The sequence below is a fragment of the Microbacterium sp. NPDC058062 genome (assembly GCF_042885375.1).
Lineage (GTDB): Bacteria > Actinomycetota > Actinomycetes > Actinomycetales > Microbacteriaceae > Microbacterium > Microbacterium trichothecenolyticum_C.
In genome coordinates, this window is record NZ_JBHVSC010000005.1 from 100,393 (window position 1) to 119,637 (window position 19,245).

General features: G+C 71.5%; 19 protein-coding genes. 7 read left to right on the forward strand and 12 right to left on the reverse strand.

The window, feature by feature from the left end; translation table 11 throughout:
- Positions 1 to 10 precede the first annotated feature (10 nt).
- On the reverse strand, positions 11 to 1,270 hold the full coding sequence (locus ACFVSU_RS16955; protein ID WP_387145527.1) for an extracellular solute-binding protein: 1,260 nt from the start codon (positions 1,268 to 1,270) through the stop codon (positions 11 to 13).
- A gap of 187 nt (positions 1,271 to 1,457) precedes the next feature.
- On the opposite strand from ACFVSU_RS16955, the gene ACFVSU_RS16960 reads away from it, so the two are divergent.
- Complete coding sequence (locus ACFVSU_RS16960; protein WP_387145530.1) at positions 1,458 to 2,477, forward strand: LacI family DNA-binding transcriptional regulator; 1,020 nt, start codon at positions 1,458 to 1,460, stop codon at positions 2,475 to 2,477.
- Between the two features lie 47 nt (positions 2,478 to 2,524).
- On the opposite strand, the gene ACFVSU_RS16965 is transcribed toward ACFVSU_RS16960, so the two are convergent.
- The 3 genes from ACFVSU_RS16965 to ACFVSU_RS16975 all read right to left on the reverse strand — a co-directional run bounded on the left by ACFVSU_RS16965 (position 2,525) and on the right by ACFVSU_RS16975 (position 5,186).
- Entirely contained in the window at positions 2,525 to 3,778 is a 1,254-nt protein-coding gene (locus ACFVSU_RS16965) for an MFS transporter (protein WP_387145533.1), read from the reverse strand.
- Positions 3,775 to 4,359, reverse strand: a complete 585-nt coding sequence (locus ACFVSU_RS16970; RefSeq protein WP_387145536.1) for a helix-turn-helix domain-containing protein — start codon at positions 4,357 to 4,359, stop codon at positions 3,775 to 3,777. The genes ACFVSU_RS16965 and ACFVSU_RS16970 overlap by 4 nt, the downstream gene beginning before the upstream one ends.
- Positions 4,360 to 4,421: 62 nt before the next feature.
- Complete coding sequence (locus ACFVSU_RS16975; protein WP_387145539.1) at positions 4,422 to 5,186, reverse strand: IclR family transcriptional regulator; 765 nt, start codon at positions 5,184 to 5,186, stop codon at positions 4,422 to 4,424.
- A gap of 88 nt (positions 5,187 to 5,274) precedes the next feature.
- Here ACFVSU_RS16975 and hutH point away from each other — a divergent pair, with 88 nt between their 5' ends.
- The 3 genes from hutH to hutI are packed head-to-tail and all read left to right on the forward strand — an operon-like array spanning position 5,275 to position 9,809.
- On the forward strand, positions 5,275 to 6,846 hold the full coding sequence (gene hutH / locus ACFVSU_RS16980; RefSeq protein WP_387145542.1) for a histidine ammonia-lyase: 1,572 nt from the start codon (positions 5,275 to 5,277) through the stop codon (positions 6,844 to 6,846).
- Positions 6,847 to 6,848: 2 nt separating this feature from the next.
- Positions 6,849 to 8,558 (forward strand): urocanate hydratase, encoded by a 1,710-nt coding sequence (gene hutU, locus ACFVSU_RS16985; protein WP_387145545.1) that lies wholly within the window; start codon positions 6,849 to 6,851, stop codon positions 8,556 to 8,558.
- Positions 8,559 to 8,570: 12 nt separating this feature from the next.
- Complete coding sequence (gene hutI, locus ACFVSU_RS16990) at positions 8,571 to 9,809, forward strand: imidazolonepropionase (protein ID WP_387145548.1); 1,239 nt, start codon at positions 8,571 to 8,573, stop codon at positions 9,807 to 9,809.
- Between the two features lie 12 nt (positions 9,810 to 9,821).
- Here hutI and ACFVSU_RS16995 read toward each other — a convergent pair whose 3' ends face one another.
- From ACFVSU_RS16995 to ACFVSU_RS17015, 5 genes are all read right to left on the reverse strand, one after another.
- A complete protein-coding gene (locus tag ACFVSU_RS16995; RefSeq protein ID WP_387145551.1) occupies positions 9,822 to 10,295 on the reverse strand; it encodes a SixA phosphatase family protein in 474 nt (157 codons plus the stop codon).
- A complete protein-coding gene (locus tag ACFVSU_RS17000) occupies positions 10,292 to 11,188 on the reverse strand; it encodes an agmatinase family protein (RefSeq protein ID WP_387145554.1) in 897 nt (298 codons plus the stop codon). Before ACFVSU_RS17000 ends, ACFVSU_RS16995 begins: the two co-directional genes overlap by 4 nt.
- A gap of 20 nt (positions 11,189 to 11,208) precedes the next feature.
- A complete protein-coding gene (locus tag ACFVSU_RS17005; RefSeq protein WP_310292197.1) occupies positions 11,209 to 11,559 on the reverse strand; it encodes a gamma-glutamylcyclotransferase family protein in 351 nt (116 codons plus the stop codon).
- A gap of 74 nt (positions 11,560 to 11,633) precedes the next feature.
- A complete protein-coding gene (locus ACFVSU_RS17010; protein ID WP_387145557.1) occupies positions 11,634 to 12,902 on the reverse strand; it encodes a DUF445 domain-containing protein in 1,269 nt (422 codons plus the stop codon).
- A gap of 3 nt (positions 12,903 to 12,905) precedes the next feature.
- Entirely contained in the window at positions 12,906 to 14,078 is a 1,173-nt protein-coding gene (locus tag ACFVSU_RS17015) for an acyl-CoA dehydrogenase family protein (protein ID WP_387145560.1), read from the reverse strand.
- A gap of 28 nt (positions 14,079 to 14,106) precedes the next feature.
- Between ACFVSU_RS17015 and ACFVSU_RS17020 the strand changes: the two genes are divergently transcribed.
- A complete protein-coding gene (locus tag ACFVSU_RS17020) occupies positions 14,107 to 15,114 on the forward strand; it encodes a TIGR00341 family protein (protein WP_387145563.1) in 1,008 nt (335 codons plus the stop codon).
- Between the two features lie 17 nt (positions 15,115 to 15,131).
- Here the strand turns inward: ACFVSU_RS17020 and ACFVSU_RS17025 are convergent, their stop codons facing one another.
- Entirely contained in the window at positions 15,132 to 15,890 is a 759-nt protein-coding gene (locus ACFVSU_RS17025) for an alpha/beta fold hydrolase (RefSeq protein WP_387145566.1), read from the reverse strand.
- A gap of 126 nt (positions 15,891 to 16,016) precedes the next feature.
- Here ACFVSU_RS17025 and ACFVSU_RS17030 point away from each other — a divergent pair, with 126 nt between their 5' ends.
- A complete protein-coding gene (locus ACFVSU_RS17030) occupies positions 16,017 to 16,421 on the forward strand; it encodes a pilus assembly protein CpaE (protein WP_387145569.1) in 405 nt (134 codons plus the stop codon).
- A gap of 9 nt (positions 16,422 to 16,430) precedes the next feature.
- On the opposite strand, the gene ACFVSU_RS17035 is transcribed toward ACFVSU_RS17030, so the two are convergent.
- Both ACFVSU_RS17035 and ACFVSU_RS17040 read right to left on the reverse strand, forming a co-directional pair.
- Positions 16,431 to 17,333 (reverse strand): intradiol ring-cleavage dioxygenase, encoded by a 903-nt coding sequence (locus ACFVSU_RS17035; protein ID WP_387145572.1) that lies wholly within the window; start codon positions 17,331 to 17,333, stop codon positions 16,431 to 16,433.
- A 64-nt stretch (positions 17,334 to 17,397) separates the two neighbouring features.
- The gene (locus tag ACFVSU_RS17040) at positions 17,398 to 18,606 is read right to left on the reverse strand and encodes an MFS transporter (protein WP_387145575.1); all 1,209 of its coding nucleotides are present in this window, start codon (positions 18,604 to 18,606) and stop codon (positions 17,398 to 17,400) included.
- 404 nt (positions 18,607 to 19,010) lie between these two features.
- On the opposite strand from ACFVSU_RS17040, the gene nrdH reads away from it, so the two are divergent.
- Positions 19,011 to 19,244: a glutaredoxin-like protein NrdH gene (gene nrdH / locus ACFVSU_RS17045; protein ID WP_045299982.1), complete on the forward strand. Its 234-nt coding sequence runs from the start codon at positions 19,011 to 19,013 to the stop codon at positions 19,242 to 19,244.
- The last annotated feature ends 1 nt before the right edge of the window (position 19,245 follow it).

The following is a 19,245-nucleotide window of genomic DNA, read 5'->3' on the forward strand; positions in this document are numbered from 1 at the left end:
CGGACCGGCCTCAGCCGACGATCGCCTCGAAGTTCGACTGGACCGTGTCGAGGATCTGCTGCGGGTCGCCGTCCTTCAGACCCTGGAGCTCGGCATTGAAGTCCGTGATGACGTCGGAGCTGCCGTCGTACGTCGGGAATCCCTGTGCGTAGTCCGCGCCCGCGAGGAAGGCCGCAAGGTCCGGGTTGTCGCTGGTCCACTGGTCCGCGGCCGACTTCGCCGAGGGCATCGGCCCGAACGCCTTCGAGAAGGCCAGCTGCTGGTCGGCACTCGTCATGTACTCGACGAGGTCGAGCGCGGCCTTCTGGTTGGGGCTGTCGGCGGCCATGCCCCAGCAGTTCGTGAACTGCAGCGTGCCCTTGCCGCCCGGACCCTCGGGAAGCTCGGCGACGACGTAGTCCACATCGGGAAAGTCGTTCGTCATGGCGCCGGTGATCCAGTTGCCTTCGATCGTCATGGCGCTCAGCTGCTTGCCGAATGCCTCACCGCCCCAGCCCGCGCCGAGGTCCTGCGCATACGCGAACGATCCCGCCGCCATCTGGTCCTTGACGTACGTGAGGGCGTCGACGTTCTCCTGACTGTTGGCGATCACCTCGCCGTCCTTGATGAGACCACCGCCGGCCTGCGCCATGAAGGTTCCGATGCGCTGCCACTCCCAGCCGAAGCTGAGGCCGACGACGCCGTCCTTCGTGAGCGTCTGGGCGACCGTCGACAGTTCGTCCCACGTCGTGGGGATGTCGTCGTCGGTGAGGCCCGCAGCATCCCACAGTCCCTTGTTGATGATGAGGGCGAGCGTGGAGAAGTCCTTCGGAGCGCAGTAGAACTGGTCGTCGTAGGTGAAGTTCTCGACGAGCGCGGGGTAGAAGTCGTCCTTGTTGCCCAGCTGGTCGCCGTACGCCTTGAGGGAGCCGTTGTCGGAGTAGCCGGCCAGGAGTTCGGGCGCCAGGTAGAACAGGTCCGGCGGGTCGCCCGCCGCGAATCCCTGGGAGAGCTCCTGCGCCTGGTCGGTGGCCACCTTCACCTCGACGTCGACGCCCGAATCCTTCGACCACGCCGCCGCGGCTTCCTTCACGGCATCCGTCTCCGCGTCGCCGCTGGAGCCGAAGAGGATCGTGAGGCCGTCGTCGGAGCTGGTGAGCTCGCCGTCCGTGGCGCCGCCGCCTGCGTCTCCCGAGTCGTCGAAGCCCGACCCGCAGCCCGCGAGGGCCAGGGCCCCGGTGACGAGCAGGGCTCCGGCTGCGAGGCCGGCGCGTGGGATGTGCCGTGTCATGTCTCTCTCCTTTGATGAGTCAAGCGCGACGGCCGGCGAGGGGATGGCTCAGGTGCATTCGTTCAATTTGAACGATCAAAGTCCGCCGTCAACGGTCAAGGTAGAACGGGCCGCACCGACTGTCAACCCGATTGACGGGCCCGTAGGATAACGATTTGAACGCTCAAGTGCGGCACGGGGAGGTCCCATGGCGAAGTCGCCGACCGTCGAAGACGTCGCTCGTGTGGCAGGGGTGTCGAGACAGACGGTGTCGAACGTGCTCAACAGCCCCGAGATCGTCAGAGAGGGCACGCGGGAGCGCGTCCGCGCGGCGATCATGGAGCTCGGCTACGCGCCCTCGATGGCGGCGCGACGGCTTCGCACGCAGCGCAGCGCGACGATCGGCATCCACCTCGATCCGTACGCGGGGGGAATCTCCGGCATCGTGCTCGACCGCTTCATCCACGCGCTGACCGACCGCGCGACGCCCCGTGGCCTCCGCATCCTCGTGTACGCCGCCAACGACGCGGAGGAGGAGCTGCGTCGGGTCCGGCAGCTGCGCGAGGGAGGAGAGATCGACCGGATCGTGCTGACCGGCACGTACGCCGGTGATCCTCGAGCGGACTGGCTCGCCGAGCACGGCATCCCGTTCGTGGCGTTCGGCCGGCCCTGGGGCGAACCCGGCGCGGGCGTGGCGATGGGCAATCCCGAACGGCCGTGGGTGGACGTCGACGGAGCCGCCGGCACCCGGGCTGCCACCGCGCACGCGGTGGCGAACGGCTCGCGAGTGGCGTTCCTGGGGTGGCCTCGAGGCTCGGGCACGGGAGACGATCGCGAGCGGGGCTGGCGGGAGGCGATGGGGTTCGGGGCCGACCCGCCTGCGAGCCTTCGCTGGACCGCGGTGGACACCGTGTCGGCCGCGCGCGCGGTGGTCGAGCAGGAGCTCGCCGCCGGAGTCGTCGACGCCATCGTGTGCGCGAGCGACACCCTGGCGGTCGGCGCCCACCTCGCTGCCTCGCACGGCGGTCATCCCGACATGCTGGTCGTGGGATTCGACAACACCCCGGTCGCCGAAGCGCTCGAGCTGTCGAGCGTCGAGCAGCGTCCGGAGCGGGTCGCCGAGGCCGTGCTCGACCTTCTGGTCGCCGATGCCGACACCTACGACGGGGAGTGGCACCGCTTGATCGAGCCCGAACTGGTGGTGCGCACGCGCGAGCAGCGGACGTAGCTCGGCGGTCTCTTGCCGGCAGGTGGTTTGGTGCGATCTGAGATGCCTCAGCACGCGTGCGTGGCCGTCGCCGGCTGACCACCCATCTTTCGCCCGCGACGTGCGCGGGGGAGCCACAGCAGGGCGATGACTCCGCTCAGCAGGTAGAGGCATCCCTGCAGCTCCAGCAGAGGGAGCAGGCCGATCGGGCCGTCGGACAGGGCGCCGAGGAGGATGCCGGCCGCCTGCCCGAGCGCGCTCACGAGCCCGACCGCGGCGAACACGGCGCCGCGCTGCCACGGTGCGGAGTGTTCCTGCAGCACGCTCATGAGGCCCGCGATCATGATCACGCCTGGCGCGCCGACCGCGGCGAACAGCACGACGTAGGGCCAGATGTCGGTGGTGAGTGCGGGAAGGTTCCACGTCACGAGCGAGAGCGCGCCGAATGCGAACAGGCTCAACGCCGTGAGCGCGCGCGGCGAAGACCCGCGCACGAGGAACCCGAGCACGACACCGGCGACGACGGCGCCGATCGCCTGGATGCCGCGCAGGAGGCCGACGTCGGCGTCCGATCCGCGCAGTGGGCCGAGCGCGAAGAGCACGAAAAGGACGAGGAACATCCCCTGCGCCACGCTCGACACGAAGATCACGGCGAACGCGCCCCGCAGCCGGGGGAGGCGGAAGGCGGTGAGGAGTCCGGCCGGTCGTGGGGCGGCTCCCTCCTCGGGGGAGTGCGTCTCGGCCGGCGCGGCGACGGCCGGCAGGGTCGCGATGAGGACGGCCGAGACGACGTAGGTCAGCGCGTCGACCGCGACGATCAGGCCGAGGTCGCCGACGGCGAGGAGCACGCCGCCCAGCGGGCCGCCGACCAGGCGCCCGAGGTTCTGGTTGAGGCCGATCAGGGCATTGGCCGAGACCAGGCGGCCGGTGTCGACCAGCTCGGGAAGGAGGGTGTTCTTCGCCGGCTCGAACAGGGTGCTGAGCGAGGCGTGCACGAAGATCACCGCGTATGCGAGGGGGAGGTCGCCGAGCTCGTCGACCCAGAGCAGGGGCAGCAGCGCCAGCGCCTGTCCGACGTTCACGGCGACCATGATCCAGCGGCGGTCGAACCGCCCGACGAGCCGCGCGGCCAGGGGTGCGAGCGCCACGGCGGGGATGAGCTCGAGCAGGAAGGCGATCGAGGTGCCGAGCGCCGAGCCGGTGAGCTGGAACACGACGAGCGGCAGCGCGATGAAGAGGAGCCAGTCGCCGGTGTCGGAGATGAGCCCGGCCGTCCACAGCCGCCGGAAGGCGGGGATCGCGAAGGCGCTGCGCGAGGTCATCGCGGTTCCTCCCCGAACGTGGGGCGCGGAAACGCCAGCAGAGAGAGGCTGGCCACCGCGGCGCCGTCGGGGGCGTCGGCGCGGGTCGCGGCGATGTACGGCCGGACGATCGCGTCGATGCGCTCGACGATCGACTGCAGCTCGGCGGGCGTCACGCGCAGTCCGTATTGGGCGTGGGCGTCGACGTCGCGCCACTCACCCTCGATGCGATCGCGCCGGCGGACGTGCTCGCGTGCCAGCTGGTAGTCGAGCTGGAGGGATGCCTCGAGCATCGCGGTCGCGCTCGCCGCCACCGACGGGTCTTCGGAGTCGAGGTCGAGGCTGAGTCCGGTGACCGTCGCCTGCCACGGCCGCTCCCGGCCGTCGTCGGAGGCGACCGGCTCGACGAGCCCGTGCTTGGCGAGCACCCGCAGGTGGTAGCTGCAGTTCGACGGGTTGTCGTCGACCGCCCGCGCGCACTCGGACGCGGTGGCGGCGCCGTGCGACATGAGGAAGCTCAGCAGGTCCAGGCGCACCGGGTGGGCGAGCGCCTCGAGTGCCGCAGGGTCGCTGAGCGTGCGTCGGATCTCGGGTGCGGCCATGATCATCCAATCTGAAAGACGGTTTCAGATTAGATCGGATCGGAAAAACCTGCAAGAGCCTTTCAGAGTTTCGACGTGGTCGGACGCGCGCCGCCGATGCGCCTGCCGAGCTCGGCTGCCACGGGGGCGACGAGCTCCGCGAAGTCGGCGGCTTCGCGCGCGCCGTCCGTCGGGAAGGTCACCGCGATCGCGGCGATCGGCCAGCCGACGTGGTCGAGCACCGCGACGCCGACCGATCCCAGCCCGAGGGTGACCTCGCCGTCCTCGGACGCCCACCCCCGCTCCCGCACGCCGCGGAGCAGCTCCCGCAGCTCTCCGGGCCGCTGGGGGCCTCGGCCCGTGCGGTCCGCGAAGGCCGCGGCGTCCGGGAACAGCGCCCGCACCTGCTCGCGCGGCAGCGCCGCGAGCATCGCCCGGCCCGTCGCGGTGAGGTGCGACGGCAGGCGGACGCCGACGTCCGTCACCAGCGCGGGCCGGCGCGGCGCACGCTCCTCGACGATGTACAGCACGTCGCGCCCGTGCATGACGGCGAGGTGCGCGCTCTCGCCGGCGCGGTCGACCAGGTCGGCGAGCACGGGGCGGCCGAGCCGCGCGAGCGGCTCCTGGCGCGAGTACCCGCCGGCGAGCTCGAACGCGGCGATGCCGAGCCCCCAGCGCCGATCCTCGGGCAGATGCACGACGAACTGGTGCTCCTGCAGCGCCGCGAGCAGGTGGTACACGGTGGAGCGCGGCAGGTCCAGCGCCGTCGCGATCGTGCGCGCCGGAACCGGCCCGCGCTGGCGCGCGAGGTACGACAGGATCCGCAGCGTCTGGTCCGCGGCGGGCACCTGAGGCCTCGTGCTGCTGTCTGGAATCACAGACAGAGGATGCCACGACCCGCTGTCGCGCGCCACGGCCCGGGTGTGGAATCGGAGCATGACCATCGTCACGCCCCCCTCCGCCACCGACGTCGCCGTCGTCACCGTCGGCGCGGCGCCGCTGCGTCCCGACGAGGTCGTGGCCGTCGCCCGTCACGGCGCCCTCGTCGAGCTCGCCCCCGAGGCCGTCGCGCGCGTCGCGGCGACCCGCGCCCTCGTGGAGGGCCTCGCCGACGACCCCGAGCCGCACTACGGCATCTCGACCGGCTTCGGCGCCCTCGCCACCACGTTCATCGCCCCGGAGCGCCGCCTGCAGCTGCAGGCCAGCCTCATCCGCTCGCACGCGGCCGGCACGGGCCCCGAGGTCGAGCGCGAGGTCGTCCGCGCCCTCATGCTGCTGCGCCTGCAGACGCTGGCGACCGGTCACACGGGCGTCCGCCCCGTCGTTGTGGAGACCTACGCCGCGATGCTCAACGCCGGCATCACGCCGATCGTGCGCGAGTACGGCTCGCTCGGCTGCTCGGGCGACCTCGCACCGCTGTCGCACGTCGCGCTCGCCGCGATGGGCGAGGGGCGCGTGCGCACCGCGACCGGCGAAGAGGTCGACGCGGCCGAGGCGCTGGCGGCAGCATCCGTGTCCCCGCTCGTCCTGCGAGAGAAGGAGGGCCTCGCGCTCATCAACGGCACCGACGGCATGCTCGGGATGCTGCTGCTCGCGCTGCACGACCTCTCGGTGCTGCTCGACACGGCCGATGTCGCCGCGGGCATGTCGGTCGAGTCGCAGCTCGGCACGGACGCCGTGTTCGCCGCCGATCTGCAGGCGCTCCGGCCGCAGGTGGGGCAGGCCGTCTCGGCCTCGAACCTGCGGGCCGTGCTCGCGGGCTCGGGGATCATGGCGTCGCACCGCGACCCCGCCGTCTGCACCCGCGTGCAGGACGCGTACTCGCTGCGCTGCTCGCCGCAGGTGCACGGTGCCGCCCGCGACACCGCCGACCACGCGCTGCTCATCGCCTCGCGCGAGCTCGCCGCGGCCGTCGACAACCCCGTGATCACCGATGACGGGCGCGTCGAGTCGAACGGCAATTTCCACGGCGCGCCGGTCGCATACGTGCTGGACTTCCTCGCGATCGCGGTGGCCGACGTGGCCTCGATCTCGGAGCGCCGCACCGACCGCGCCCTCGACCGCGCGCGCAGCAACGGCCTGCCGCCGTTCCTCGCCGACGAGGTCGGGGTCGACTCGGGCTTCATGATCGCCCAGTACGCCGCGGCGGGGATCGTCTCGGAGCTGAAGCGGCTGGCGGTCCCGGCATCCGTCGACTCGATCCCGTCGTCCGCGATGCAGGAGGATCACGTGTCGATGGGGTGGGCCGCCGCGCGGAAGCTCCGTCGGGCGATCGACGGGCTCTCTCGCGTGCTCGCGATCGAGGTGCTCACCGCCGCGCGGGCCCTCGACCTGCGGGCGCCGCTCGAGCCCGCCGCCGCCACGGGCGCCGTGCGCGATCTCGTGCGCACCGTCGCCGGAGGACCCGGCCCCGACCGCTATCTGTCGCCCGAGATGGAGGCCGTGACCGTGCTCGTCGCGTCCGGCGCCGTCGCGGCGGCCGCCTACCAGACCACCACGAAGGAGTGACGATGTCCGTTCCCACAAGCTCGACGACCGCGCCGGCCGCGCGCGGGCTCGGCGAAGGCGCCGTGCGCGCGCCGCGAGGCCCCGAGCGCACCGCCAAGAGCTGGGGCGCCGAAGCCGCCAAGCGCATGCTCATGAACAACCTCGACCCCGAGGTCGCCGAGCACCCGGAGGACCTCGTCGTCTACGGCGGCACGGGGCGCGCGGCCCGTTCGTGGGAGGCGTTCGATGCCATCGTCCGCACGCTCGACGAGCTCGAGCCCGACGAGACGCTGCTGGTGCAGTCGGGCAAGCCTGTCGGGGTCTTCCGCACGCACGAGTGGGCGCCGCGCGTGCTCATCGCCAACTCGAACCTCGTGGGGGACTGGGCGACGTGGCCCGAGTTCCGCCGCCTCGAGGAGCTCGGCCTCACGATGTACGGCCAGATGACCGCGGGCTCGTGGATCTACATCGGCACGCAGGGCATCCTCCAGGGCACGTACGAGACGTTCGCCGCAGTGGCGCGGTCGCTGGGGCGCGACGACCTGTCGGGCACGCTCACGCTCACCGGCGGCGCCGGGGGCATGGGCGGCGCACAGCCGCTCGCCGTGACCCTGAACGGGGGAGCGGTGCTCATCGTCGACGTCGACGAGTCGCGGCTCGCCCGCCGCGTCGAGCACGGCTACCTCGACGAGTACACGACCGACCTCGACCAGGCGCTCGCGCGCGTGATGGCGGCGAAGGCCGCCGGCGAGGCGCTGTCGGTCGGCGTCGTCGGCAACGCCGCCGAGGTCTTCGGCGACGTGCTGCTGCGCCACCGCGCGGGGGAGGTCGCCGTCGACATCGTCACCGACCAGACCAGCGCCCACGACCCGCTGGCGTACCTGCCCGTGGGCATCGCGTTCGAGGACTGGAAGGCCGAGGCGGCACGTGACCCCGAGGCGTTCACCGCCCGCGCGCGCGGCTCGATGGCCAAGCACGTCGCGGCGATGGTGGGATTCCAGGACGCCGGGGCCGAGGTCTTCGACTACGGCAACTCGATCCGCGCCGAGGCGCAGCTCGGCGGCTTCGACCGGGCGTTCGCCTTCCCGGGCTTCGTTCCCGCCTACATCCGCCCGCAGTTCGCCGAGGGGCGCGGACCCTTCCGCTGGGTCGCGCTCTCGGGAGACCCCGAGGACATCCGCAAGACGGACGAGGCCGTCAAGGCCCTGTTCCCCGACAACGCGGGGCTCGTGCGCTGGCTCGACAAGGCCGGGGACGCGGTGCACTTCGAGGGCCTCCCGGCGCGCATCTGCTGGCTCGGCTACAAGGAGCGCCACCTCGCCGGGCTGAAGTTCAACGAGATGGTCGCCTCGGGTGAGCTCTCGGGCCCGATCGTGATCGGCCGCGACCACCTGGACGCGGGCTCGGTCGCCTCGCCCTACCGCGAGACCGAGGCCATGGCCGACGGCTCCGACGCGATCGCCGACTGGCCGCTCCTCAACGCACTGCTCAACACGGCGTCGGGTGCGGCGTGGGTGTCGATCCACCACGGCGGCGGCGTCGGCATCGGCCGCAGCATCCATGCCGGTCAGGTCACCGTCGCCGACGGCACCCCGCTCGCTGCGGAGAAGCTCGAGCGCGTGCTCACCAACGATCCCGGCACCGGCGTGATGCGACACGTCGACGCGGGCTACGACCGCGCGAAGGAGGTCGCGCGCGAGCGCGGCCTGAACGTGCCCATGCTCGGTGACTGACGGACGGATGCTGTGACCACCACGCTCATCACGAACATCGGCGAACTGACCACCAACGTCGCGTCCGACGGCGATGCCCTCGGCACGCTGCACGACGCCGCCGTGCTGATCGTGGGCGACCGGATCGCCTGGGTCGGTCCCGCCTCCGCCCTCGACCGCGAGAGTGCTTCTGGTGGACGAGAGGTGGGGAACCAACCCGCATCTCGGCGACCACCTGTTCTCTCGCGGGAAGAGGCGGTCGAGGTCGTCGACGCCGGGGGCCGCGCGGTCATCCCCGGGTTCGTCGACAGTCACACGCACCTCGTGTTCGGGGGCGACCGCGCCGACGAGTTCGAGGCGCGCATGACCGGTACGCCGTATGCCGCAGGGGGCATACGGCGTACCGTCGGGGCCACGCGCTCCGCGAGCGACGAGGAGCTGCGGGCGCGCCTCGCGGGCTTCGTGGCCGAGCTCCACGGCCAGGGGACGACGACGTTCGAGATCAAGACCGGGTACGGGCTCACCGTCGCCGACGAGGAGCGACTCGCTCGCCTCGCCGCGGAAGTCACGCCCGAGGTCACATTCCTCGGCGCCCACGTCGTGCCCGCCGAGTACAGCGAGCGACGCGACGAGTACGTCGAGCTCGTCTGCGACGCCATGCTCCACGCCTGTGCGCCGCACAGCCGGTGGATCGACGTGTTCTGCGAGCGCGGGGCGTTCACGCCCGACGAGTCGCGGCGCATCCTCGCCGCGGGCGTCGCGCACGGCCTCGAGCCGCGCGTGCACGGCAATCAGCTCGGACCGGGCGAGGGTGTGCGTCTCGCTGTCGAGCTGGGCGCAGCATCCGTCGACCACTGCACGTATCTGTCGGACGAGGATGTCGCCGCGCTCGCGGGGTCGACCACGGTCGCGACCCTGCTGCCGGGCGTGGAGTTCTCGACCCGCCAGCCGTACCCCGACGCGCGGCGCCTGATCGACGCGGGAGCGACCGTCGCCCTCGCGAGCGACTGCAACCCGGGGTCGAGTTTCACGAGCTCGATGCCCCTCATGATCGCGTTCGCGGTGCGCGAGATGGGGATGTCGCCCGCCGAGGCGGTGTGGGCCGCGACCGCCGGTGGCGCGAAGGCGCTGCGCCGCGACGACGTGGGCGCACTCGCCCCGGGGATGCGCGCCGACCTCGTGATGCTCGACGCGCCGACCCGCGTGCACCTCGCCTACCGCCCCGGTGTGCCGCTCGTGCACACGGTGTGGATCGGCGGCGCCGCGCTCTGACCGACGTCGGCGTCAGCGGGGCGGCGTGTCGAACGTCCAGTTGTCGGGGTCGACGGAGCTCGCGACGTCCCAGTCGTCCTGCGCCCAGATGAACGTCGCGACGGCGCATGTCGGCATGTGATCGATGTCGTCGTCCGAGAGGCTCGCCGCGAGGGCGCTCATCCCGGGATCGTGCGCGACCACCATGACCGTCGCCGCACGCGTGGCCGCGGCGGCGGCGAGCAGGGTGCGCGCCGGGGCGCCGTACAGCTCGGGGTCCAGCGAGACCGCCACGCCGAGCTCGGCGGCGAAGGCTTCGGCCGTCGTCCGCGCACGCACGGCGGTGCTCGAGAGGATGACGTCCGGGCGGAACCCGGTCGCCGCGAGCCGCGCGGCCATGCGCGGCGCATCGCGTCGGCCGCGATCGTTCAGCGGGCGGTCGTGGTCGTCGAGGCCGGGGTTGCCCCATTCGGACTTCGCGTGCCGCACCAGTGCGAGACGGATCATGACGTGACCTTTCCTGAGGCCTTGGCGGCGAGGAGTTCGAGTACGCAGAGTGCCGCGAGGCGCACCGTGCGCCCGTCGGGGGCATCCGCCGTGGCGTCGACCTCGGCGATGTCGGCGCTGTGCAGGCGGGAGTCGGCGGCGAGGGCGCGCACGAGCCCGCGCAGCTCCCAGGCGGCCAGTCCGCCGGGGACGGATGCCGGGCACCCGGGCGCCACGGACCGGTCGCACACGTCCACATCGATGTCGAGGTGCACGGGGCCGCCGCCGGCGCCCGCGATCTCGACCGCCTCGGCTGCGACATCGGGGGCGCCGCGCCGGCGCAGGTCGTCCATCGTCACGACGGTGATGCCGTAGTCCGCCGCGCGCTGCGCGTAGGCGACGGAGTTGGCGAAATCGGCGATGCCGAGCTGGACGATCCGCCGCCCGTCGAGGCCGTCCTCCACCAGCCGCCGCACCGGAGAGCCGTTCGAGACACCGTCGCGCAGATCGAAATGCGCGTCGATGGTGATGAGCCCCGTCGCCCGGGCGCCCTGCGCCACCGCGTAGGTGAGCGAGTTGTCGCCGCCGAGCGCGACGACGAGATCCGCGCGCTCGCGCAGCTCCGACACCGTGGAGCGGACGGATGCCTCGCCCTCCGGTCCGTCGGGATCGGCGACGTCGCCCGCATCCGCAATGCGCAGCACGTCGTTCAGGTCGACCGGGGGAGGGCCCAGGAGCGTCGGGCTGTAGCGTCGCAGCGCGTCGCGGATCGCCGCGGGCGTCGCGTGCGCGCCTGTGGGGGACAGGGAGGTGCGGAATGCGGGAACGCCGAGGATCGCGGCATCCCAGCTCCCGTCTTCGAGCGGGGGCCACGCACCTGCGCGTGGCCACGAGGGATCGTGGGAAAGCGTCACGTGTCGACGCTACCGGGCGCTCACGCCGCGACGTAGACCCACGCGGAGCGACCGCTCGCCAGCACCACGGCGCAGCGTCGATACAGCGCCACTTCGTACTCGTCGGCCGCGTCGAGCTCGTCCTCGGTCACGAGCAGAGCCTTGCCCACGACCTTGTCGAGGGGGTTCCCCGTCTCGCGGACGATCGGGTGGACGGTCAGACCCGACAGGTCGACGACGCGTGTGTCTTCGATCTCGGCATAGTCGACGGTGTACCCGGGCAGCGCGTCGGGCTCGCTCTCGACCAGGCGGCCGAACGTGTCGAGCTGCACGTCGGCGTTCTGCAGCGTGCCGTAGCTGAAGAGGTACTGGGTGGGCTCGTCCGCGGACACGGCATCAGGGTAACTCTCGGCGGCGGCGATCGCCCCGGACTTCACGCACTCTTAACACGGCTCGCCGCGACGCGTCACCCGAGCAGCGCGTGCGCGATCGAGAAGATCGCGAGGCCTGCGAGCGCGCCGACGATCGTGCCGTTGAGGCGGATGTACTGAAGGTCGCGCCCCACCATGAGCTCGATCTTCTCCGTCGTCTCGACGGGGTCCCACCGCTCGACGGTGTCGGTGATGATCGACGCGATGTCGTGGCGGTAGCGGTCGACGAGGAACACGGCGGCGTCCGTCACCCAGGTGTCCACGCGGCGCTGGAGCGCAGCATCCGTCGTCAATCGCTCGCCGATCTCGACCAGCGCCTCCACGCCCCGTCGCCGCAGTCCGCTCTCGGGGTCGGCGAGCGAGCGCAGCAGGCCGGCCTTCGCGGTCGCCCAGGCCTCGCCGGCCAGCTCGCGGACGCGGGGGCTGTCGAACACGGCGAGCTTCGCGTCTTCGAAGCGTCCGATCGTCGCGGGGTCGTGCTGCAGGTTGCCGGCGAGGCGCGCGAGGTAGCCGTCGATCGCGACGCGGGCCGGATGCCGGGGGTCGGCCTGCACTGCGGCGACGAACTTCACGGCCTCGTTGTATACGGTGTCGTCGACGAAGCGATGCGCGACCGACGGCACCCACGCCGGCAGGCGGCGCGACACGACGCCCGTGAACGCCGTCTTGTTGGCCGCGAGCCACGCGGCGATCGTGTCGGCGGCGAGGTCGACGGCGCCGTGGTGCGCGCCCGCGTCGATGATGCGCTCGAGCCACTCGCCCAGCGGCGGACCCCACTCCGGTGCGATGAGGTGCTCGCGGGCGAGCTCTTCGATCACGTCGCGGACGTCGTCGTCGCTGAGCGCGCGCAGCACGCTTCCGGCCATGACGGATGCCTCGGCCGCGACCCGTTCGGCATGCACCGGCGCGCTCAGCCATTCGCCGAGGCGGGCGGCGATCGCGGTCTGGTCGAGCTTCGTCCGCACGACGTCGGCGCGCAGGAACTCGGTCTCGACGAACTCGCCGAGGGTGCGGCCGATCTCGTCCTTGCGGCTCGGGATGATCGCCGTGTGCGGGATCGGGATCCCCAGCGGATGCCGGAAGAGCGCCGTCACCGCGAACCAGTCGGCGAGAGCGCCGACCATGCCGCCTTCGGCCGCCGCCCGCACGTAGGCGAGCGCGCGGATCTCCTGCTGGAACGCGAACGAGAAGGCGAATAGCACGGCCATGAAGATCAGCGCGCCGAGGGCGACGCCCTTCATCGTGCGCAGCCCGCGGCGGCGCTCCTGATCGGCGGGGCTGAGGAGGCGCGTCGGCGTCGACATGTCTCAGTCCTCGATCGGGCCGAGCCAGGCGGTCGCGACCGTCGAGTGCGCCGATTCCGGGTCGGAGGGGTGGAACAGGCCGGCCAGCACGTCACGGTAGAGGCGGCCCAGCTCGTTGCCCGAGAAGTACGAGGATCCGCCGGCGACGAGCACGGCCTCGTCGACGATCTGCTTCGCGGCCGTCACGGCCCGGTGCTTGACGCCCGCGAGCAGCGAGAACCACTTAGCCCCGTGGTCCGCGAGGTCGTCGACGTCACGGGCGAGCGCGTCGATCTGCGGCGGAAGGGCGTCGTAGGCGAGGGCCATGCCGGCGATGCGCCAGCGGATGTCGGGATCCTGGCTGTACGCCTTGCCGGTGCGCTTCGACGTGCGCTTTCCGGCCGTGCCGACGGCGAGGTCGAGTGCTCGCCGGGCGATGCCGGTGTACACCGATGCCAGGAGGATCTCGAAGACGCTGAAGATGCCGAACACCAGCGGGTCGGGGTTCGGGCCCGGGGCGAGTCGCCGCACGATCCGGTCGGCGGGCGCCACGGCGTCGCGGAGCTCCGTCGTGCGCGATTGCGTCCCGCGCATGCCGAGGGTGTCCCAGTCGTCACGGACGACGACGCGGCCCGCCTGCACCTCGGATCGCGGGACGAACGCGTAGACCATCCGCGGCGCGTCCTCCGACGACGTATCGAGTCCGTGCAGGCCGAGCTGCGTCCACACCGGCGCCAGCGACGTGAAGATCTTGGTGCCGGTGAACGAGTATCCGCCGTCGGGGAGGGGCGCAGCATCCGTTCCGCTCCCGAACAGCACGAGGTCGTTCCCCGCCTCGCTGATCCCGAACGCGAAGACCTCGCCGGCCGCCGCGCCCTCCTGCACGAACCTCAGCGCGTCGATCCCGCGGTCGGCGAGCACCTTCGCGACGCCCGTCCACACCAGGTGCATGTTGATCGCGAGGGCCGTCGCCGGGGCCGCGCCCGCGAGGCGCTGCTGGAGGACGGATGCCTCGGCCAGCCCCAGCCCGGATCCGCCGAGCTCTTCCGGCACGAGGATCGCGAGGTACCCGGCGGCTTTGAGCTCGGCCAGATCGTCGTCGGGGAAGGTGTTCTCGCGATCGTGCACGGCAGCCCGCGCGCGGAAACGCTCCAGTAACTCGTCGTTCAGGATCTCGCTCGGTTCGAAGGACGCCACCACGCCATTCTTACGCGATGATGTGCGCATGGCGACGCTCTCGGAGATGCTCCAGGCGCTCATCCCGCCGACGCAGCGGCAGACCGCGGCCGAAGTGACCGAGGCGCTCGACCTCGGCTCCGGCGATCGCGCCGGCAAACGCAGCGGGTTCCTCATCATGCTGACCCTCGCCGGCATCATCGCGATCGCCGGCGTGCTGACCGACTCCACCGCGACGGTCATCGGCGCGATGATCATCGCGCCGCTCGGCACACCGATCCTCGCGATCGGGCTCGGCATCGTCACCGGGCACCTCAGCCTGGTCGTGCGGTCGATCATGTGGGTGCTGCTCGGGCTCGTCATCGTGATCGTGCTGGGCCTGGCGTTCTCGCTGTTCGTCGCGACGCCGGAGAGCCTCGAGACCAACTCGCAGGTGCTCGGGCGCACCTCGCCCAGCTTCATGGACCTCGTGGCGGCGCTCGCCACCGGCTTCGCGGGCGGCTTCGCGATGTGCCGGAAGGATCTGAGCGCCATCCTTCCCGGTGTGGCGATCGCGATCTCGCTCGTGCCGCCGCTGGGTGTCGTGGGCGTCTGTGCGGGGCAGGGCCTCTGGGCCGACGCGCTCGGCGCGCTGTGGCTGTTCCTCTCCAACGTCGTCGCCCTCGTGATCGCGGGCAGCATCGTCTTCACCCTGGCCGGATACGCGCGCGATCCGGGATCGTCGCCGGTCGCGAACCGGCGCCGCGCCTACGTCATCGTCACGGTGCTCGCCGTGGTCATCGCAATACCGCTCGCGGTGAACTCCGCCGTGTCGGTGGCACTGGCGCGATGGTCGGTCGCGATCCAGGACGCGGCGACGGAGTGGCTCAGCGCCGACGACGGCGCTCGGGTGTACGGCCTGGACTGGTCGGGCGCGACCGCCACCATCGCGATCACGACCGACGACGGTCAGACCCCGCCGGTCGACGACCTGCGCGAAGAGCTCGCGAGCGTGCTGCCGTCCTTCGTAGGCGTTGTGCTCGACGTCGGCCAGGGCGTCGAGATCACGGTGCAGTAGGCCTGCCCACCCGGGATTCAGCCGAGGGCGGCGAAGAGCGCCTCGATCGTCGACTCCGGCTGATCGCGGTGCGGGGAGTGCCCGGCGTCGGCGACGACCGACACCGTGAAGTTCGGGTTGGGCGCCACGGCGGCCTCCGCCGGCTTGCCACGGAAGATCGAGTACACGCCCGGGTCGGACGCGATCACGTGGGTCGGCACCGCGATGCGAAGCGCAGCTTCCGTCACGTCCCACTCCGCGTTCTGAGCGCTCGTCTCCTCCACCGCCCATCGGCTCGCCTGCTGCGCCGACAGCGCCTTCAGCTCGATGTCGTGCGGGTGCCAGTGCGGGTGCTCCGCCCGCACGGCCGCCTGCGACGGATCGTCGAACGAGCGGGTCTGGCTGTCGCGCACGATGTCGCGGTCGTGGTCGGTGAGCAGGAGCGCGGGGTCGACGAGGACGAGACGGCGCGTCCACGACGGGTCGGCTGCGGTGGCGAGAACGGATGCTGCGCCCCCGAGCGAGTGGCCGATCACGAGGTCCCACGGGCGGGCGTCGACCGGACGGGTCTCCGCGACGTCCGCGGCATAGGCCGCCAGCGTGTAGTCGAGCGTGCGCGGGGCCGTGCCGTGCCCGCGGAGGTCCACAGCATCCGTCCGCCATCCGGCGTCCGCGAGAGCCGAGCCGTAGCGCCACATCAGGGCGCCGTTGGACCCGAGGCCGTGGATGAGGAGGGCGCGACGATCGGCCGAGGCCGAGCCCCACGACAGGCGGGGGAGGGTGACGGGGGCGGGCATGCGCTCAGCCTACGGGCGCGGCGAAACCCCTCCTCGCCGCGCGGCAGGATGGCGGCGGAGGTTGGCGTGATCGCTGCGGCGTGGCGGCGCGACACGGGGAGGAACGAGCAGGGCCAGAATGGTGGTGTGATCTCGACGGAGCTGGCCCTGGCCTTGCGCGAAGCGGGCCTGGTGTGGCACCCGCACTCGGGCGACCGCTTCCAGCTCGACGAGCCGGAGTTCGAGGCCGACGTCTTCACCGTCAGCGAGATGACCATCGAGCCGCGCGAGTACCCGACCGGGCGCATCCTGGCCTTCAACGGCACGACCGAATGGGCGCTGGATTCCGTCGCCCTCGAGGACGCGCTGTGGCTGCCGTACGAGCACCAGCTGCGCGAGATGCTGCGCGGTGCCTTCCGGTCGCTGCGGCGGATGCCCGACAACCACGAGGTCGAGATCGTGCTCGGCGGCGAGCGGCGGGTGTTCGAGCACCCCGAGCCCGCCGACGCCTACGCGCTCGCCCTGCTGGAGATGCTCCGCCGGCTCGCGTGACCCGGACGCCTACACGCCGATCGTGAGGGCGGCGGTGTAGCCCGCGGTCACCGAGCCCGACATGGTGGCGAGCTGGTGGACGGCGCCGTCGTCCCGGAACACGTTGTCGCTCTGCAGCGACACCTGGGATGCGTTGCGCACGCTCTGCTCGTACCCGCTCGTCGCGTAGACCGCGTCGTTGGTCTCGGGCGGCAGCGCGATCTGGCTCGTCTTCACGATCGGGCCGTTCGAGACGGCGGTCGCGATGTCGTCGTACACCTCGAAGTGGATGTGCGGCCAGCGCCCCGAGTAGCACGCCGGGTAGATCGACGTGAAGGTGACCGTGCCGTTCGAGTCGGTCTCCTGCACCCCGCGCAGGTAGTTCTCGTTCTCGACCCCACGGCTGTACAGCGAATAGTCGCCGCCGCGGTCGCAGTGCCAGAGGTACACCCCACGGCCCGCCAGCGCCGCGCCGGTCGCGGCATCTCTGACCGTCAGCGCGATCGTGAGCGGCACGCCCTCGGCGACCGTCGTCGACGACCCGAAGCTCGAGCGGATGTCGGCCCGCACGATGCCGGAGTCGTCGAGCACGTCGACGCCGTTCGACCCGTCCGCCGGGTAGGGTCCGGCGGTCTCGTCGGGAACCTCATCGAGGGGGACGGATGCCTCGGCCTCGGTGGTCGCCGACGGCGCCGCGCTCGGCGAGCTCGAGCCGGTCGACGACGGTGTGGCCGAGGCATCCGCGTCGTCCGTGGCGCCGCACGCGGCGAGCAGGCTGGTGAGCGCGACGCCGCCGAAGATGCCGAGCGCGCGTCGCCGGTCGACGAGGGTGCGGATGTCGTAGACCAGGCCGCGGTGGTCCTCGTCGATCGGGTTGCCGTCGTCATCGAGCCACTCGCGATCGCGCCGGGCGGTGGAGTCGTCGGGGTTCATGCCTTCGAGTAGAGCGCGCGCGGCTATGCGACGTCTATGACACGGCTATGCGTGTCGGATCGGCTCAGCCGATCGTCGTGACCGGCTCGGTGTCGGGGATCGGGCTCGCACCGCGCACGCGCAAGTCGGGAAGACCCCGAGCGAACACGATCGCGACGAGGAGTCCGAGTGCGCAGAACGCCGCGGCGGACGTGAATGCGGCCGTCACGCCGCCCGGGCCGTCGATGAGGAGGCCGGCGACGGCCGAGCCCGCCGCGGCGCCGATGAGCTGACCCGTGCCGACCCATCCGAACGCCTCGGCCGTGTCGCTGAACTTGACGCTCGCGGTGGTCACGGCCGACAGCACGGCCAGTGCCGGCGCGATGCCGATGCCGGCGAGGAACAGCGTGGCGCCGATCCACCACACGTTGACCCACAGTGCGGTGAGCGCGAGCCCGATGGCCACGACCGTCAGGCGGCGTGCCATGGCCCAGCGGCCCATGGGCAGGTGCCCGAAGGTGAGCCCGCCGGCGAGACTGCCGATCGAGAAGACGGCGAGCACGAGTCCCGCTTCGAGTCCGCCGTGGTCGAAGGTCGCCACGACGCTCGCCTCGACGGCCGCGAACGAGCCGATGAGGAGGAAGCCGATGACGGTCGCCAGCAGGATCGGCGGGCGGGTCAGCACCGTGCCGAAGGAGCGCTTGCTGCGCGGGATGCGCACGCGCCCGACCTCGGGGGAGAGGATGAACCAGGCGCCGCCGGCCACCAGGATCACCACGACCAGCATGAGACCCACGACGGTGCCGGCCTGCGTCGCCACGAAGGTGATGAGCACGGGCGCGAGGATCCAGATGAACTCCTGCAGCGAGGCGTCGAGGGAGTAGAGCGCCGTCAGCTGCGTGGAGTTGACCATCTTGGCGTAGATCGTGCGCACCGCCGCGACGATCGGCGGTGTCGCAGCGCCCGCGATGAAACCGAGGACGATGTACACCGGCACCGGAACGACGAGGAGTGCGATCGCGGTGAGGGATGCCGCGGCCACGACGGTGGTGAGGGTCAGCACGCGGCGCATGCCCCAGCGGCCCATCCAGCGGCTCGTGACCGGACCGGCGAGCGCCTGGCCGATCGACACCGCCGCGAGCACGATGCCGGCGGCGCCGTACGAGCCGGTGATCCCCTCGATGTGCAGGAGGATCACGAGGCTGATCATCCCGTTCGGGAAGCGCGCGGTCAGCTGTGCCGCGATGATGCGGGCCACCCCGGGGGTGCGCAGAAGTTCCCGGTAGCCGGCCACCCGACAACGTTACGGCACGCCCGACGATGTGCCCGTACGGCCGTGTCGGCGGTCTCGACACAGACCTGCGCGCGACACGCCCGCGACACGCCGGGAGCGCTGTCCACAGGCGAATCCGATGTCGGAGGCGCTGGCTAGCGTGCAGCCTGTGGACGGATGCGGCCGTGGCGTTCGAAAGCCCCGTGATCCTGGCCTTTTCCAGACCCTGGCGGCTGTGGATGAATCCGTGGACAACCTGTGTTGTACATGGGGAGAACGGTGGAAAATCACACCGATGTAACTACTAGCCCTTGTGGTGCTATCGAATGTCGGTACCCATATGTAGTATTGGACTCCCGGTGGGGGGACTGCCGGGAAAGAGCACCGGATGCCACCGGGGGAAGCACTGAGGAGACGGAATCGACATGGCGATCACGGTTTACACGAAGCCCGCGTGCGTGCAGTGCACGGCGACGTATCGAGCACTCGACTCCAAGGGGATCGAGTACGAAATCCACGACCTCTCGGAGGACCCCACGGCCCTCGAGCAGGTCAAGGCACTGGGCTACCTCCAGGCGCCGGTCGTCATCACCGATGAGGACCACTGGTCGGGCTTCCGTCCCGACAAGATCGACGAGCTCGCCTCGCGTCTGGCCTGAC